Annotated in this window: 16 protein-coding genes; 7 read left to right on the top strand and 9 right to left on the bottom strand. The window is 41.6% G+C overall.

Annotated elements, in window-relative coordinates; translation table 11 throughout:
* Window positions 1–98: 98 nt before the first annotated feature.
* Together uppS and LC653_RS27280 are read right to left on the bottom strand one after the other, a co-directional pair.
* The gene (gene uppS, locus LC653_RS27275) at window positions 99–857 is read right to left on the bottom strand and encodes an undecaprenyl pyrophosphate synthase (RefSeq protein ID WP_229497799.1); all 759 of its coding nucleotides are present in this window, start codon (window positions 855–857) and stop codon (window positions 99–101) included.
* Window positions 858–936: 79 nt separating this feature from the next.
* Window positions 937–1,875 (bottom strand): ferritin-like domain-containing protein, encoded by a 939-nt coding sequence (locus LC653_RS27280; protein ID WP_229497800.1) that lies wholly within the window; start codon window positions 1,873–1,875, stop codon window positions 937–939.
* A gap of 251 nt (window positions 1,876–2,126) precedes the next feature.
* Here LC653_RS27280 and LC653_RS27285 point away from each other — a divergent pair, with 251 nt between their 5' ends.
* Together LC653_RS27285 and LC653_RS27290 are read left to right on the top strand one after the other, a co-directional pair.
* Complete coding sequence (locus LC653_RS27285) at window positions 2,127–2,366, top strand: hypothetical protein (protein WP_229497801.1); 240 nt, start codon at window positions 2,127–2,129, stop codon at window positions 2,364–2,366.
* Window positions 2,363–2,776, top strand: coding sequence for a putative toxin-antitoxin system toxin component, PIN family (locus LC653_RS27290; RefSeq protein WP_229497802.1), 414 nt, complete (start codon window positions 2,363–2,365; stop codon window positions 2,774–2,776). The genes LC653_RS27285 and LC653_RS27290 overlap by 4 nt, the downstream gene beginning before the upstream one ends.
* 352 nt (window positions 2,777–3,128) lie before the next feature.
* On the opposite strand, the gene LC653_RS27295 is transcribed toward LC653_RS27290, so the two are convergent.
* Window positions 3,129–3,293 carry a hypothetical protein gene (locus LC653_RS27295; protein WP_229497803.1) on the bottom strand — a complete coding sequence of 55 codons (165 nt, stop codon included), beginning with the start codon at window positions 3,291–3,293 and terminating at the stop codon, window positions 3,129–3,131.
* A gap of 111 nt (window positions 3,294–3,404) precedes the next feature.
* On the opposite strand from LC653_RS27295, the gene LC653_RS27300 reads away from it, so the two are divergent.
* The 3 genes from LC653_RS27300 to LC653_RS27310 all read left to right on the top strand — a co-directional run bounded on the left by LC653_RS27300 (window position 3,405) and on the right by LC653_RS27310 (window position 8,587).
* Window positions 3,405–5,810: a helix-turn-helix domain-containing protein gene (locus LC653_RS27300; protein WP_229497804.1), complete on the top strand. Its 2,406-nt coding sequence runs from the start codon at window positions 3,405–3,407 to the stop codon at window positions 5,808–5,810.
* A 1,434-nt stretch (window positions 5,811–7,244) separates the two neighbouring features.
* Window positions 7,245–7,901, top strand: coding sequence for a DUF2301 domain-containing membrane protein (locus LC653_RS27305; protein WP_229497805.1), 657 nt, complete (start codon window positions 7,245–7,247; stop codon window positions 7,899–7,901).
* Window positions 7,901–8,587 (top strand): ElyC/SanA/YdcF family protein, encoded by a 687-nt coding sequence (locus LC653_RS27310; RefSeq protein ID WP_229497806.1) that lies wholly within the window; start codon window positions 7,901–7,903, stop codon window positions 8,585–8,587. The genes LC653_RS27305 and LC653_RS27310 overlap by 1 nt, the downstream gene beginning before the upstream one ends.
* A gap of 181 nt (window positions 8,588–8,768) precedes the next feature.
* Here the strand turns inward: LC653_RS27310 and LC653_RS27315 are convergent, their stop codons facing one another.
* Window positions 8,769–9,848 carry an SGNH/GDSL hydrolase family protein gene (locus LC653_RS27315; protein WP_229497807.1) on the bottom strand — a complete coding sequence of 360 codons (1,080 nt, stop codon included), beginning with the start codon at window positions 9,846–9,848 and terminating at the stop codon, window positions 8,769–8,771.
* Between the two features lie 321 nt (window positions 9,849–10,169).
* On the opposite strand from LC653_RS27315, the gene dprA reads away from it, so the two are divergent.
* Together dprA and LC653_RS27325 are read left to right on the top strand one after the other, a co-directional pair.
* Complete coding sequence (gene dprA, locus LC653_RS27320) at window positions 10,170–11,285, top strand: DNA-processing protein DprA (protein WP_229497808.1); 1,116 nt, start codon at window positions 10,170–10,172, stop codon at window positions 11,283–11,285.
* 358 nt (window positions 11,286–11,643) lie between these two features.
* Window positions 11,644–12,579: a DNA-methyltransferase gene (locus LC653_RS27325; protein WP_229497809.1), complete on the top strand. Its 936-nt coding sequence runs from the start codon at window positions 11,644–11,646 to the stop codon at window positions 12,577–12,579.
* Here LC653_RS27325 and LC653_RS27330 read toward each other — a convergent pair.
* The 5 genes from LC653_RS27330 to LC653_RS27350 all read right to left on the bottom strand — a co-directional run bounded on the left by LC653_RS27330 (window position 12,571) and on the right by LC653_RS27350 (window position 16,749).
* Entirely contained in the window at window positions 12,571–13,215 is a 645-nt protein-coding gene (locus tag LC653_RS27330; RefSeq protein ID WP_229497810.1) for a hypothetical protein, read from the bottom strand. The genes LC653_RS27325 and LC653_RS27330 overlap by 9 nt on opposite strands.
* Before the next feature lie 56 nt (window positions 13,216–13,271).
* On the bottom strand, window positions 13,272–14,837 hold the full coding sequence (locus LC653_RS27335; protein WP_229497811.1) for a serine hydrolase: 1,566 nt from the start codon (window positions 14,835–14,837) through the stop codon (window positions 13,272–13,274).
* A 174-nt stretch (window positions 14,838–15,011) separates the two neighbouring features.
* Entirely contained in the window at window positions 15,012–15,752 is a 741-nt protein-coding gene (locus LC653_RS27340) for an RNA methyltransferase (RefSeq protein WP_229497812.1), read from the bottom strand.
* 135 nt (window positions 15,753–15,887) lie between these two features.
* Window positions 15,888–16,277, bottom strand: coding sequence for an HNH endonuclease (locus tag LC653_RS27345; protein ID WP_229497813.1), 390 nt, complete (start codon window positions 16,275–16,277; stop codon window positions 15,888–15,890).
* A 130-nt stretch (window positions 16,278–16,407) separates the two neighbouring features.
* Complete coding sequence (locus tag LC653_RS27350; protein WP_229497814.1) at window positions 16,408–16,749, bottom strand: hypothetical protein; 342 nt, start codon at window positions 16,747–16,749, stop codon at window positions 16,408–16,410.
* Between the last annotated feature and the right edge of the window lie 147 nt (window positions 16,750–16,896).

The raw sequence follows: 16,896 nt of genomic DNA on the forward strand, positions 1-16,896 counted from the left end.
AGCGCTCATATACCATCGTGGTAATGTGGGTGCTTTTACTTTATCGCTCATAGCAAAAATCCGGTTTAATTTTGAGGCGATGTCTGGTGTTTGGTACACTAAGCTGACACTGAAGCTTTAACTTGACCAAAACGGCGATCGCGTCTTTGGTAGCTCAACAAAGCCTGATAAAATGCTTCTCTATTAAAATCTGGCCAAAGAATATCGGTGAAATACATTTCTGTATACGCCATTTGCCACAGAAGAAAATTACTCAATCGCATCTCACCGCTGGTACGAATCAGCAAATCGGGTTCTGGAGTATCTGCTGTGTAGAGATGTTGTTCTACAAGACTTTCATTCACTTCTTGGGGACTAAGTTCACCCTGTTGCACGAGTTGAGCTACTTGACGGCAAACTCTAGTAATTTCGTTGCGGCTACCGTAGTTGACTGCAACAGTAAAGTGGATTGCTTGATTGTTCAACGTCTCTGTCATTGAACGTTCCATTTCTGTTTGTAGAGAGTTGGGTAAAGCCGATAAATCTCCAATAAAGGAGATGCGTACTCCTTCTTGATGCATCTGAGCCAACTCGCGGCGTAGTAATCGCTCAAACAAATGCATTAGAAAATCCACTTCTTCAACGGGACGCTGCCAATTTTCTGTTGAGAAAGCATAGGCTGTCAACGCTTTGATGCCCCAATCTTTGCAGCAACGCAATAGTTCTTTGAGTGTCTTTGCTCCTTGGCGATGTCCAGCAATGCGCGGTAATCCTCGACTGGTTGCCCATCGTCCGTTACCATCCATGATGACGGCGATATGTTGGGGGATTTTTTGGGGGTTTAAATCGGTGGGTAATTTTGATTTGTTATTTGTCATTTGTCATTTGTCCTTTGTCATTTGTCATTTGTCATTTGTCATTTGTCATTTGTCATTTGTCATTTGTCATTTATTTTTACTAATGAGTAGTTTCAAATAAATCTTGCAAATATTCTGGTGTGAGGGTGTTGTTCCAATTCCACAGACGATGCATTGTGTAGGTGAAGGTGAATAGGAGAGTTGTTTTGTTGGTTAATGACCAAGCATTCCAGTTGAGGGTAGCCATCATGCGGCGGAGGGTACGCATCAGGTTGTTACGCTGATAGTTTTGTGATCGCGTTTTGATCAGCGTGCGTCCAATTCGCATCAACCCAGTATCAGGAAAAGTCCAGACTCCAAACCCCCAGAATTTGGTCGTATGGTTGATTTCATCCTGTGCTAGTTCCTCTAGAACATCCTGGAGTGCGCCAGTGGTGTGAGCCATCAACCAAATATAAAGACAGGTAGCACCGTATTCTGTGGCAATGCGGTGTAAGCCGTGGCGATATAAATCTTCGTGAGCGTCATCTGTGGGAAGATAGCTTCTAACAGTACGAAATTTTGGGGTAATTTTCTCGCCTGTTAATTGGGTGTAGACTTTGATTAATGCGGGTGTGTGCTGACGTTCTTCCTTTTCCCACAAACCAAGTTCCAGCAGTTCGCCATCTTCACCGACAGTTCCACCAACAAACCGAGCCATCTGAGGATGCAATTTTTCCAAATACTGCCGACTGGTTTGGGTATAGCCGCGAATAGGAGCTTCTGTATCCATCGCACCGATCAATATAGATAAAAATACCTCTGCGTCTAAGCCGATAATTTGATTGCGGTTAATCGTTTGCCAGTCGATGAGTTTCCAGGGACGCGGTTGAGGATTGGCAAACTGTATCGGTAAATCTTGCAGACGTTCATGTAGTTTTTCGACTGCAATATATCTGTCTATGAGGGAACGAATACGGCGCTGTGTTTGCAAGTAATCAGGACTGGGATAGCTTTTACCTGCTAAGTCTTCTGCAATTGGGCTGAGGGTATTAAGCATATTTTTATACTTAAATTTTTATCTCTATGCCCAATAGCCTAAGCGATCGCACTTTGTTTTGTCAGTCGGCTGAAGTCGGCAGTTTTATGTGATAGGGTTGCAAAAGTCGGGGAAAAAGTTGGTTATAGAAAATTTGGGTTTCAAACCTCGCCCTTCTAAGACGACTTTACAAACTTAGAAGAGAGAATTGCAGAGAATGTGGCGAAATTGTTAGAACAAGGGTAGATAAGAGTTGAGTAACAAGATAAATCATGAACGCTTATAAAACATATATCACCATTGCAGATCCAAAGCAGTTAGTATTATCTGATTTACCATTTAAAGCAGGACAGAGAGTTGAGGTAATTATTTTGACAGACGATAATCAAAGGGTTACTTTAGCAGAAGAATTAAAAAAATTATTCAAAGAAATACAAGCGATACACGCAGATAATCCCTTGAATGATGAGGAAATAGTAGCAGAAATTGAAGCTTATAGACAGGGAGAATGAAAGTTATTATTGATACTAATATCGTAGTCTCTGCTGCTATAGCTGATAAAAATCCAGAGGCAGTAATTTTATTTGTGATTGCTAATTCTGCTTTTGAGTGGATTGTATCGGCAGAGATTATCGCAGAGTATAAGGAAGTTTTAAAGCGTCCTCGTTTAAAGTTAACTGAGGCACAATACCAAAGATGGGTTTATTTAATTGATTCAGTAACAACACTAATTGATGTGGATGTGGAAGTTGATTTCCCCAGAGATAGGAAAGATGCAAAGTTTTTAGCTTGTGCTATTGCAGCAGGAGCAGATTTTTTTATTACGGGTGATGCTGATTTTAATGAAGCGCAAACTTTGTTAAACACAACTATTATTTCTCTGTCTTTATTTAAAAGGTTAGTTTGTGATGTGAGGGAATAAGCTTCAATCTGGTAGGGTGCGTAAGATACAATACGCTTGGGTTAAGGCTAAAACTCTTTATCAAAGTCAAATTTTTAACGTAGACGCAAAGCGGTGAAGCAGCGCGGTCTTCTCCCAAGGGGAGACGCCAAGGGCGATGGGGGTTTCCCCCATGAGCGACTGCACCAAGCCGGAGGGCTTGCCGCAGGCTACCGCAGAGGCGCAGAGAAGCCAGTGCGTTGGGCGGGTTCCCCGACTTGTTCGCGCAGCGTCTCCCCTTGGGAGAAGCAACTGGCGCGAAACAGAGAGAAGAGAAAAAATGCTTAACCCAAGCGTATTGGCGTAAGATAGCGGCATAACACACCGTACAAAACTAAGCGATCGCATTATCGTTTGTCAGTCGGCTGAAGTCGGCAGTTTTATGTGATGGAGTTGCAAGAGTCGCGGAAAACGTCGGATTCGAGACTCTAATACTTACCGCCGGAATAACAGCAATCGTTTCAAGAACTTGCTGCTGAATTTTGAATAAAGTTTGCAAAAGTTGGGAAAAAAGTCGGATTTACAGAATCTTATCCAAAAACTCCAGCAATATAACTGTAGAGTGATTTATAGTTGTCCTTAAAATCTGAACTCTCCTCGTCGTTACACAATGGACGCCCAAGCAGCATTAGCATGGTTAGATGCCATAATTCCCCCTCAGACTGGGGAACGGTTGAGCGATTTGCAAAAAGTGATTCTTGTGCAAGTTTGGTTGGGTAGAAAATACTTGGATATCGCTCATTCTTACGGTTGTACCGAAGGACACGCCAAGGATGCTGGTTCTCAGTTATGGAAACTGCTTTCTAAAGTATTGCGAGAAAAAATAACCAAAAGTAATTGTCGCGCTACTTTGGAACGGGTTCTGAGAAAAACTACTGTAATATCCAGTCTGATTGATTACTCGCGATCGCCCCAAAATCCCACCCCAAAATTAGAGGATACCAATTTTATTGGACGAACAGAAGCGATCGCTCACTTGAATACTTTGGTAAATCAGGGATCGAAAGTTATTGTTATCCAAGGTGAGGGAGGCTTAGGCAAAACCACTCTAGCGCAGCAATATCTCCATCAGGGGTTTGAGTTGGTTTTGGAACTGCTGATGGCGAAGGAAACGCAGAATATCACCCCCGCCGAACGAGTAGTAGAGGAATGGCTTAAACAAGATTTTGATCAAGAACCTGGGGTAGAATTTGGGGTGACATTGGGACGACTCAAGCGCCAACTCCACAATCGGCGCATTGCGGTATTAATTGACAATCTCGAACCTGCATTGGATCAACAAGGTAGGTTGATTGCTTCTCACCGCAACTATGTAGAACTATTGCGGGTTTTGGCTGATGCTAGGGTGCAGTCTGTTACCTTGATTACTAGTCGCGATCGCCTTTGTGAACCAGGGCTGAATGTCAATCACTATCGGCTTCCTGGCTTGGATCAAAGCGCATGGCAACAGTTTTTTAGCAACCGTGGATTAGCCATCAACTCGCCAACTTTGCAAATCATGCATCGCACTTATGGCGGTAATGCTAAAGCAATGGGAATTCTCTGTGGTTCGATTCTGGAGGATTTTGACGGTGATATGGTTCTTTATTGGCAAGAAAATCATGCCGATCCGTTAGCAGCAACCGACTTAAAAAATTTAGCAGTTAGTCAAATCAATCGCCTGCAAGCCCTCGATCCCCAAGCTTATCGCCTGCTTTGTCGTTTGGGATGTTATCGTTACCAAGATATACCCACCATTGCATCTCAAGGATTGTTTTGTTTACTTTGGGATGTCCCACCCGATCAACATCGCCAAATCATTGCCTCGTTGAGAAATCGGTCTTTAGTAGAGTGTGAAAAAGGTGAATACTGGTTGCATCCGGTGATTCGGAAAGAAGCGATCGCACGTCTACGCCCCACCTATGAATGGGAAATTGCCAACCACAAAGCCGCAGAATTTTGGACAACTAGTGTTAAACAAATTGAAACCTTTAAGGATGCTTTGCAAGCTCTGGAAGCATATCATCACTACATAGAAATTAATGAATTTGAGTTGGCGGGGAAGGTCATTTTAAAAAGCCGAAATAACCAATGGCAGCAATTTTTGCCTCTTGGTAGTACGTTGTACCGTATGGGTTTAATTCAACCGATACTTGCGGCAATTAATCAAGTTATTCACAATCTGGAAAATGAGCAAAATCTCAGTGAACTTTACAACATATTGGGTGATTTATATTGGATAACAGGTAATATTAGTCAAGCGATCGCTTGTCAAAAAAAGACTATTACTCTGGCAACCCAAGCACTTAAATCACTTGTACCTCAGCCAGATAATAAACATGCAGTTTACTATCTGAGAATGCTAGAGGTAGATTCTTTATTAAGTATTGGTCTTTATCAAATAGATTTGTGGGAACTAAAGGCAGCCGCAGAGTTATTTCAACAAGTAATTTACCTGGCTCAAAATACTGAGCATCATCGCTGGGCAGAGAAAGCTTCAGTGTGTTTAGCTTTGGTGTATTCTTATTTAGGTTTACGTGATGCCTCTTATGCATTAGCAAATGTAGCTTATCAAAATATTACGAACGAAAAATTGGTGGAACAGACTGGAAGATTTGTCTATTTCATGCAAATTTTGGGTCAAACCTATGTAAATTTAGGAGATTCTTATAAGGCAAATCAAATACTCCACCAAGCTTTGACTTTTGCTGAAGAAAGCCACTATATGCAGGTAAAAGCAAAAACACTAAATGGTTTAGCAGAAATCCATCGACAACAAGCAGATTTTGCGTTAGCCCTTACTCATCATACAGAAGCAATCGAACTTTTGGATAAAATAGGTGCTAAGTGTGACCTAGCTGAAGCTTATTTTCAATTAGGTTTAACTTATCAAAAAATGGCAAAGGGTGATGAAAGTCAAAGAAATTTTAATCGAGCAATTAAGCTATTTACTGAAATAAAAGCTCCGAAACAAGTTAAAAAAATTTCAACCTGCGCGGCTCAAAGCAACGCATCTATAAAGAGCAATGTCTCTTGACATCATGCCCACAACTTAAGCGTACCTTATAACACTTGAGCATTGATAATCACAACTGTATCTGTATTAACAACAACTTAAGCGTAACTTATAGGAACTCGAACGTTTGTAACCACAGTTTCAGCAAATATAACAACAGCTTAAACTGTATTAACAACAACTTAAGCGTAACTTATAATAACTTGAATATTCATAACCACAGCTTCAACTGTATTAACAACAACTTAAGCGTAACTTATAAGAGCTTGAACGTTTATAACTACAGCTTCTTCTGTTGTAACTACAGCTTCTTCTGTTGTAACTACAGCTTAAGCGTTACTTATGACAACTTGAACCTTTGTAACCACAGCTTTAATTTTCTGAGGGACAGTGTTTAGTGTAGTGACAACTGATCAACCGATACTAACAATAGTTGCTGATGAAATCCTCATAGCGCAACTCCATTCAATTTCTCTAGAAGTAAATGGTTAATAAATTGAAGTGCGATCGCATTTCACAAAAAACATTGATTTTTAAACCAAAGCTGCATATTAGGTTCGCCAGTGTGGGCATATCTGGCCAGACAAGCGAAGAATTGTAAAACTGGATGCGGCTAATTTCTGGCGTCGAATGGTGCGTAGACGCATACTTTTACGGGGATCTTGCTTGGCGTAGCGTCTGTCTGCGACATAAATTCGCGTTCCAAGAGTTGCGGCTTGTCTTTGGACATCCCTTATATCAGCCTATCTTGATTACAAGGCGTATTTTTGAAGCAACTTATACAGTTTTTCTAATTGCGATCGCGTAGCGTGCCGTAGGCAATCGCTATCGACTTAAGTAGAAATTATTTTGTTAAGCGATCGCACATCCAGGGCAAAGAGCAATATCTGACGACAAATCGAGGAAGAGTCTACAGTTTTGCAATTCTTGAGACAAATGCGATCGCTCATCTCACCTTCCTATATCAACTAATTATGGGGTTATCTGATTGCCAAAGTTTTGTATCCACTAAATTTTAAATTTGTCAATATCTACTGTCTACAGCTAAAGTATAATGTTAAAATCAAGTCCTCAGCTAAAAATGTTAAAATCAAGTCCTCAGCTAAACTAGAGAATATACAAACCATTGCTAATTACTAGTAAAGTGTGGCGGAAGTTTGCCTACCTTTAACAAGGAGCAAAATCCCCTTGTTAGTCTGGTTAATTGAGATGGTAGCTGGATTTACACGCCCCCTTTACTAGTTGCTATGTCTTTCGCTCTCGAAGGAAATCTGGTCAAATGGTAGAGATAATTCACGACTCTAGCGCGTCTGTAAACTCAACTAATACTACAAAATTGGCTTAAAAGTTTAGGGATTGTGACACTTAGTTCGTCTGATTGCCCATAATAATAAAAGTAACACTTCAGCAATTTACTGTTGTACTCTATTAGTAATTCATAACTATATTTTAACTATGACTACGCAAACACTACCTCCATCAGAAGTTTATCAAGGTCAGTTTGGGGAATTTACAATTACTCAGAGCGATCGCACTGGCGTAATTATCTACCGCGCTGGGCTAATGGTAGCAGCACTGAGCTTTGCCATAGGCAGTGCTTTAGTTTTGCTCAACAATAACCCGGCTATTTTTACCGCACTTACACCTCTATATACTTGTTTTAGTCTCGCTCTTGGTGTAAGTTTATTTACCATTCATATCTATATGGCATCACTGCACCGAATATTGCAAATTTTTTGGGCGCTCGGTAGTATAGCATCAGTGATTCTGGCAATCTCTAGTAGTGAACCTTTAGCTCTCGCTGTTTACAATCAGCCTCTTAGCTTATTTGGAGTTGGTTTTATCTTCGTTGCTTTGACAGGTATTTATTTTAAAGAGGCTTTTTGCTTCAATCGCCTGGAAACCAAAGTATTAACCCTAATAGTACCGCTACTCTTGTTAGGACATTTGGTGGGAATTTTACCAACTCAGGGGGAAAGTGTTTTATTAGGAATTTGGGCAACATTGTTTTTGGTATTTGCCCTGAGAAAGACAGTGCAAGCAATTCCTGCTGATATCGGAGATAAGTCTGTATTTACTTACTTGAAAGAACAACGTTTAGCTAAGGTTTAATGCAGAAAAATCGTCGGTGTCAAAAATTTCCAAAAATCAAACTAATAAAACGCCAAGAAATGTGGACACTTACGGCTCAGGGGTGGGCGATTGCAATCGCTTCGATTGCTTATTTAATATTTTTCACTATTACTCATGTACACTCATTTCTCGCCGTGACTTCCCCGATAAAATCAGCAGAAGTATTGGTTGTTGAAGGATGGCTACCAGATTATGCCATACAACAAGCTTTGACTGAATTTAAAAACGGTTCTTATAGTCTAGTAATTACCACGGGAGGCTCAATAGAAAAAGGAAATTATCTTAGCGAATACAAGAACTTTGCAGAAGTGTCAGCCGCCACTTTCAAGAAACTCGGTTTAGAATCAGAGAAGGTGGTGGCTGTTCCAACACCTGTGGTAATCAAGGATCGTAGCTATGCATCTGCTGCCGAATTTAATCGCTGGCTATCCAATTCAAATTTAAAGCTACAATCAATTAATGTTTTTTCCTTGGACGTTCACACCCGTAGGAGTTGGCTGCTGTTCAAAAAACTGCTTACCCCTAACATAAAAGTTGGTGCAATTGCTGCCAAAACACAAGATTATGATCCGAAAAAATGGTGGAATTATAGCCAAGGTGTACGGACAATTATTGATGAAGGCATAGCTTATATTTATGCGCGGTTTTTGAATTGGAAAGCCTAAAAGTAATAATTCGTAATTCGTAATTCGTAATTCGTAATTCGTAATTCGTAATTCGTAATACTCGCCTCCGGCGAGAAGCAAGCTACGTAATTCGTAATTTTGAGTTACGAACTACGAATTATGTTAGATAAACTTAACTTTGGAGAGGTGCTTTTACTATAGGCAATTAGACGAGATTTTATTACTTCTCCAAGATTTGTAATAATGCTTGTCGGTAAATTTTCAGTCCTTCTGCGTTCAGATGATCACCATCGGTCGTCAAATTCTCTTTAAGAACATTATTCTCATACAATGGTGCTACTCCTGCTGCTGCAACTGGCACTTTTTCAGTTTCAGCAACTTTATTAATCAGAGCATTAATTTGTTCAACTCTAGAAAGTGGGGCTGATACAGTTGGATCTGAGCTTGCTGGAACTGTTGAATAAAAAGCCGGAATGAGAAAAATCTCTTTATTTCCCATTGTACGAATAAGTGCGATCGCCTCTTGCAGATTCTTGCTAAACAACTCATCACTAATTCCATACCAAGCATCATTTCCACCGACGGCAATAATAGCTTTTTCGCATGTAACCTTGGTAGGAATTAAACTTTTCAGTTGTTCCAGTAATGAGATTGTACTCAAGCCATTTAACGCAAAATTAAAAGTATCATTCCCAAGAGTATTACCAAGTCCAGCCGAAATAGAATCGCCAAATAAGCAACCTGAGAATTGTTTATCTTGGGCGGCAAGTATTTGATATTGCAGTGCAATTTTACCTAAGGGGGAAGAACTTACATTGTCCTTTGGAGGTGCATCAGCAGAACCAGAAGAAGAATTTGCCATGCCGACTAGCTTAGAAATTTTTGACACATCAACAACTAGTTGATTACTGGGATAGGCTGCTAGAAAGCTGACTAATCCTAGACCTTCTGGTGATTTTGCTCCTATGATAATGGCAGATCGTAGGGCTTGTGTACTCGCTTGATCGCGACGGGCGATGGCTTGGGATGCAAAAGATAAAATTTGCTTGCCCATTCCTGTATTTATCAACTTATCTAAAGCCACAATATCAAGAGACATTTTTACCTGAAGGGCATCTTGGAACTTCTGTTTCTCCTTCGCGCTGAGGTAATCTAAGAAAGATTGCAGATCGGCAGAAACCTTTTGGTTATCGGCATAGTTGCGTATATCTGCCACAGGGATCGATTGCTCAAACAATCCGTATCTGACAGTAACTTTCTCAGCCGCCAAACTAGGCAACAAACCAAGGCCACTGTGCAACAGTAAAAATATTAAACACCCAGATAAGCTTATTAAAAGACGATAGAAATATTTCATCACACAAAATAAGAAGATAGTCAATAGTTAATAGTCAAGAGTCAAGAGTCAAAAGTCAAGGGGTTAGTCATTAGTCATTAGTCATTAGTCATTAGTCATTAGTCATTAGTCATTAGTCATTAGTCATTAATTATTCTTCCCCTGCTCCCCCTGCCCCCTACTCCCCACTCCCCACTCCCCACTCCCCACTCCTCACTTTCCATTAATATCAACATCCAACCACCATTTGGGAATACTCAATCCAGTAGGCGTGAGGATGAAACCGTGGTAGAAGAAGGCGCATATTGGCTAGCTTGGGCGCAAATTTCGGGAATTGGCCCGGTATTACTGCGGCGGCTGCAACAGCATTTTGGCACGTTGGCAACAGCTTGGAAGGCTACCAAGGTACAGTTGGGAGAAGTAGAAGGTTTTGGTTTTCAAACACTAGAAAAAGTAGTACAACAGCGATCGCGTTTGCATCCAGAACAACTATTCACCAAGCACCAGCAGGAAAATTCCCATTTCTGGACACCAGCAGATGCAGATTATCCCCGCTTACTGTTGGAAACTCCGAGTCCACCGCCGATTTTGTATTATCGCGGTGAAGTTGAACTCCAAGAAAATCTCGGACAAAAACCGATGGTTGGAATTGTCGGAACCCGCCAACCCTCAGAATACGGTATCCGTTGGACTCGCCAAATTAGTACAGCTTTGGCTAAAAATGGCTTTACAGTTGTTTCTGGTATGGCAGAGGGAATTGACACAGAAAGCCACATCGCCGCGATGAAAGCAGGTGGACGCACGATCGCAGTTTTGGGAACTGGTGTAGATGTTATCTATCCACATAAAAATCGAGATTTGTACAAGCAGATTTTGACGGCTGGGTTAGTCGTGAGTGAGTATCCCACAAAAACCCCACCAGATCGCAAGCACTTTCCCCGTCGCAACCGGATTATTGCAGGTTTAAGCCGCGCTATCCTCGTAATGGAAGCGCCTTTAAAATCTGGTGCCCTAATTACTGCTACCTACGCAAATGAATTTGGTAGAGATGTCTATGCACTACCTGGAAGACTGGACGATCATCCATCCCAAGGGTGCTTAAAGTTACTGAGTCAAGGAGCTTCTTTCATCCTCAAAGAATTAGATGAACTGTTAACAATGCTAGGAGCAATACCACAAATTGATGGAGTCGAGGCTTCCACAGCACCAGAACAGTTAATGCCAACTTTATCGCCAGAATTGCAAACAGTAATGGATGCGATCGCAAGTGAAGCTTTACCCTTCGATTTTATTGTCCAACAAACCGGCATGGCTGCTGGTTCAGTTTCCGGTGCGTTGTTACAGTTGGAACTTATGGGTTTCGTTTCGCAATTACCAGGAATGCGGTATCAAAAAAGTTAAGAGTTAAAAGATACAGCAGAATTCAGAATTCAGAATTCAGGAGTAAAACACGCTTTATACCTGGGTAACAGACGCGAGCTTGTATACCTCACCAACTTGAAATCTGCTGTAATAGTATAGTTGAGCTTTTTAAGTTTGTTTTTAGCGATTTAACTAACAGATTTATGGGAATATAAAACAATACAGTTCAGTTAAGCCTAAAACTCAACTCTACGTAGGTTGGGTTGAGGAACGAAACCCAACACTTCCGTGACTTTGTTGGGTTTCACTTCGTTCTACCCAACCTACAATTGTCTTAAGTGAACTGTATTGGAATATAAAAATACAATTTTGATATAAAAACAAATTACTTAAAATCATGAATCAATGGGCTTTTGAATACCAAGTAGAAAATATAGGTAAATCTGTTATTTTGCACGCAGACTGTTTTGAGTGGCTGAGTAGAATACCAGAAAATAGCATTCATGCAGTAGTTACAGATCCCCCTTACGGGGTGAAAGAATATGATTTTGACCAGTTGCTAAAAAGAGCAAATGGAAATGGAGGTATTTGGAGAATTCCACCATCATTTGATGGACATCAACGCGCACCTCTACCACGATTTACAGCACTTAGTACCAAAGAACGTCTAGTTTTAAAAAATTTCTTTGTAGAATGGGCAAAACTAGTGGTACGTGTACTTCGCCCTGGTGGTCATGTTTTTATAGCAAGTAATGCATTTCTTTCGCAGTTAGTTTTCTCTGCTTTAGTTGAGGGCGGTTTAGAGTTTCGTGGAGAATTGATTCGCCTGGTGAGAACACTTCGTGGTGGCGATCGCCCAAAAAATGCCGAAGATGAATTTCCTCATGTGTCTTCCATGCTCAGAGGATGTTATGAGCCGTGGGGTATTTTACGAAAACCGATACCAGTAGGAATGAAACTCAGCGAATGTTTGCGAGAATTTCAAACTGGAGGGTTAAGACGCAACAGAGATGGTACACCTTTGGGTGATGTTATTGCCAGTGAGAGGACACCTCAGAAGGAACGAGCTATTGCAAATCACCCAAGTTTGAAACCACAGTCTTTTTTACGTCAGGTTGTTTATGCTGCACTGCCTTTAGGTGAAGGTATAATTGCTGATACTTTTATGGGTTCTGGTTCGACAGTTGCAGCGGCGGAAGCTGTTGGTGTTTGCTGCATTGGTATTGAGCGTAATTTAGATTATTACAAGATGAGTTGCACCGCTATTCCTAACTTGATAACTTTAGAAATCCCTTCCCAAAATATTACAGACTTGCAATTAACGCTATGGTAGATTGGGAATTTGATAAATCCAATTGGACATCATTTTTTTATATCCAGATTTAGTAACACTGGCAGTTATTGTTCTGCGACTAATTTCCGAACGTCCAGAGAATGACCAATCATTTTTTGTGAGGCTAGCACCAACAACCTTGATAAAACGAAAGGGCTTTGGCTGAATACCTTGAACAGCGTCACTAGGACGGTTACTATCAAAAACAAATACCATCAGCCAAGTATCTTCGGGATTATGACCCTGCCATCCACTCTGATAACGAGAAGCTTTTACTTCAATACCAATATGAGAATGCTGTACAGAGTTTTTAGGAAACATCCCAGCAGGAATTAAGTCAGGATGTCCGTTATGATATTGATTTTTAACCAGGCTAGAGCAGTATTTCGGAATATTTGAAATCATGAATTCTCCAACCATACTGCTAAAGTTGGCTGGCATCAGCATTACCTCAAGACGTTCTATTTCCTTACTATAAAGCTGTTGATTGATAAAGCCTAAAAACTCTACAAAATTATTCATTGCCAAAACAATGTGTTCAATTGTACAGTCGTATGGCAGAGTCGCATTAAAATTAAAACCGTTACTCTCAATGGGGTGAGGTTGGCAGGCAATCAGCTCTAGTTCGCCGCTCATTTATGAGGGGGTGATGGATGTCATAAACAATACAAAATTCAAAAATCCCAAATTAATTATCTTGGGGGATAATACTGGGGATTCATAACTGGAGATTGATAACCATTTGCCGGCACAGTACCTCCCATACTGTTGGGTACAGGACTCACAACAGGGGGCTGATAAACGCTCATGGGTACAGTGCCCGTTGTATTGTTAGGTAAAGCAGGACTTACAGCAGGGGGCTGATAACCATTTGCGGGTATTATGCTTGTGCTACTGTTGGGTATGACAGCATTTTGGCTAAATTCTTGGTAGGTAGCACTAGAAATTGAGCTAATTAATTTTTCGGCGCGAGGGTCATTATTGGGGCGTTGTACCATGACAGAGGCTATGTAGCGTTTGCCAGTTGGAACAATAACTAAACCTGCATCTGCCAGCATAGTACCAATATCACCCGTTTTGTGGTATACCCTTGCGCCTGTTCCCAAACCGGATGGTAACAGAGTGTCTCTCTGGGTGCGACGCAAGATATCGAGCATGAGATCCCGTGATGGCATACTCACTAAATTTCCCTGACTCACAATAGCCATCAAATTCCCCAATTCCCTCGGAGTAGTGGTGTTTGTCCCTTGCAAATCCGGGAGTTGATTACGAATTGTTGTGGTTGTTAATCCCCAAGTGCGGAAACGCTGGTTTAAAGCGTCCATTCCTCCCAGTCGCGCAATCAGCATATTTGTCGCCGTGTTATCACTGACGGTAATCATTTTTGTGGCGACTTCCAGAGCGGCGTACTGGGTTCCGGCTGGTTGGCGTTGCAGAGTTCCCGAACCGCCAGCAACCATATTCTGTTGCATGGTCAGCATTTCATCAAGGCGAATTTTCCCCGCGTCCACATCCTGAAAAAAGGCAATCAAAATCGGCACTTTAATTGTGCTAGCCGCCGGAAAAGTGCTAGAGCCATTGACATCTACATAATTACCAGTATCTAAATCTAATAAGAAAACTCCGGGTGTAAGATTTAGGTTGGTCGCCGCCAAATTTTGCACAGCACTTTTCAAAGAGCTAATTTCCTGGGATAAGTACAGACTCGAAGCTGCTACTGAGGGAGTTTGGGTAGGTTGTGGCTGCTCCCGCGTCACATTACTATTAGAGTGCGGCGCAGAAGTTGTGCTGATGCGATTAGCGGGGTCTAATACTGACAATGCTGTGCCAACAATTGCACCCATGCCAACACCCACAATTAACAACCGCACAATATACAACAAGGTTTTGGCCATTGGTTTTAACCGTGTCTTGGGCGATGAACGCCTGCCGATTTTTGGCTTTTCCATCCGCACTGTTTTCACCATCACAGCACCTGGTCGAAAGGGAGGAATTTTGCCCTTCACACTAGGTATTGGTTTTACTGCCGTTGGCATGACTAACCCCGATTTTACCCTACGTGTAGCACCGGGGATTGGGGGAGGACTGATGGGATTTTTTGGGCGTGTTAGCGCCGCTTCTCGTCCATTGGCAGCTTGCTGCTGGTTGTTAGCTTTAATTTTCTTCTTTACCACTTTTTGAACTTTTTGTGGCGGCTGGCGGCGATTTAAGGGTTGACGCCGCGAGAAAGCTGTTAGTTCGTCACTTGACTCTGACACAGTTACTCCTTGTGATCCACTTGGCTGTTTTCTTGCAGACTCCTAACCCAAAACTTAATCTTTAAGCAAATATTAATACTCAAATTCCACTTTGCCACTAAGTAGCATTTTTGTGTTTAGTTTAAGCCATATTAAATATTTTGAGAGATGATTGCGTATATATTAAACAAATAATTACAAGTTTTCACCATCCCTCTGGTTTTTAAGGGCCCATTCTACCTGCTGCAAAATCCCTCGCAGCATATATACTTCGCCTGTTTTCAGGTGAGCGCGATTATATAGTTGGCGGAATTTTTCCATCCGACTAGCTGCCGTATGGGGATATACATAACCAATTTTTAATAATAATGATTCTAATTGCTGATAGTATGCTTCCACAACATCTAAGGGGGCGAGTTCAGTTTGGGTTAAGGTTTTAGTGTCAGGTTGCTGGGTACATTGTGACAATTCATAACAACAGATTGCCACGGCGGTAGCCAAATTTAGGGCTACATAATCTGGACTTGTGGGAATGCCAACAAACCTCTGTGCATAATTTAATTCTTCATTGCTTAATCCCCGGTCTTCCCTGCCAAAAATCAGTGCTGCGGGTTTTTCTGGTTCCTCCAGTAACCAGGGTAGTGCAGTGCGGGGGTTTTCTAAGGGTGTTTCCCAACTCCGAACGCGACCAGTAGTAGCGATCGCCCGTACACATCCATGCAATGCTTCTGGTAAAGTCGGCACTAATACCGCAGATTCTATAATTTCCTGAGCATGAACAGCCATCATCAAAGCTTCCGTCGATAGCGGATCGCATTGGGGGTTCACTAATACTAAATTATATAGCCCGAAATTTTTCATTACCCTGGCGATCGCTCCGATATTTATCGGCCCAGCTGGCTCTACCAACACAATTCTTAATCCAGCCAAGCCCATTTTTTGCCTCCTGCGATCGCACCAAATGATATTTTTAGGCTAATTCTCAGCATTGTTATGTTCTGCTAAAAAGTTTCCTAGACATCATTCTAACTTTGCAGGTGAATGCCTACGGCAGGTGTGATAAACAATTACTCAGCGCATTCTCCGGCGTTGGCCTAGTCGTTCGTCGCTATTTATTTGTAGCAATCTAATCGTTGTACGTCCTGGAGGCGTTAAGCCCACCAGATTTAGTTCTGAAAAGGTAAAGTGTTCATCCCATTTCTGGGTGCGTGGGTTGAAGAGAAAGCTAAAAGCCCCTGTTTCTGGATAAAACGATCCTAAGTCAGTGCCTTTATGAGGATTACATCGCCAGCAGGTGAGGGCTAAATTATCAGCATCAATTGCACCGCCATGCTTTTGGGCAATAACATAATCAATTTCATGGGGAAAAAAGGCAACTCCTGCGGGTAACTGGCAATATTCACATCTGTAGTTTGCGCGTTCTTCTACTAGTCGGCGAAGAACAACCGGAATATAGGTCAATACAGTTCAGTTAAGCATTTCTTTCTTCTCTCTGTGTTCTCTGCGCCTCTGCGGTTCGTTAAAAAAATTGACTTTCACAAAGAGTTTTAGCCTTAACCCAAGCGTATTGGAATATAGGTTACACTCACGGTCAACTGGTCAAATAAAATAAGTTACCTGCTTTAATCATCACAACTAAGTGTTCAATACGTTCATACTCATTTAGTTCTTTGAACTCCGTGGGTGTGAGTTCACCTGCGTGACTGCGTGCTAGCAAAGTACGCAACCGTTCTTGCATTTCGGGAGTAGGTTTAAATTCAGCAATTTGTTCAGGAGTGGGATTGCTGGCCAAAAAATCTAGGATATATCGGTAAACTTGTGCTGGTACAGCTGGCTGTTTGAGGCTCAAAGCAAGTAGTTCAGGTAAGCGATCGCCTACTTGTGCTAGTTGTTGAGATAATTCTTCTGATACTTCCAGGGTGATTTTCGGCATGTTGCGCTTTCCTGAAGTGTGTCCTTCTCCCCATTGTAAAGGTGGTAGAACAGGCATCAAATCAATATTGCTCGCTCTGCTGTAATATCAACCTTGTAACATCGCGTGACTTCACTAAACAATGTCACGGCTAGCCCAAACAAAAAA

This window comes from Nostoc mirabile CHAB5784, from assembly GCF_020829645.1.
Taxonomy (GTDB): Bacteria; Cyanobacteriota; Cyanobacteriia; order Cyanobacteriales; family Nostocaceae; genus Nostoc; species Nostoc mirabile.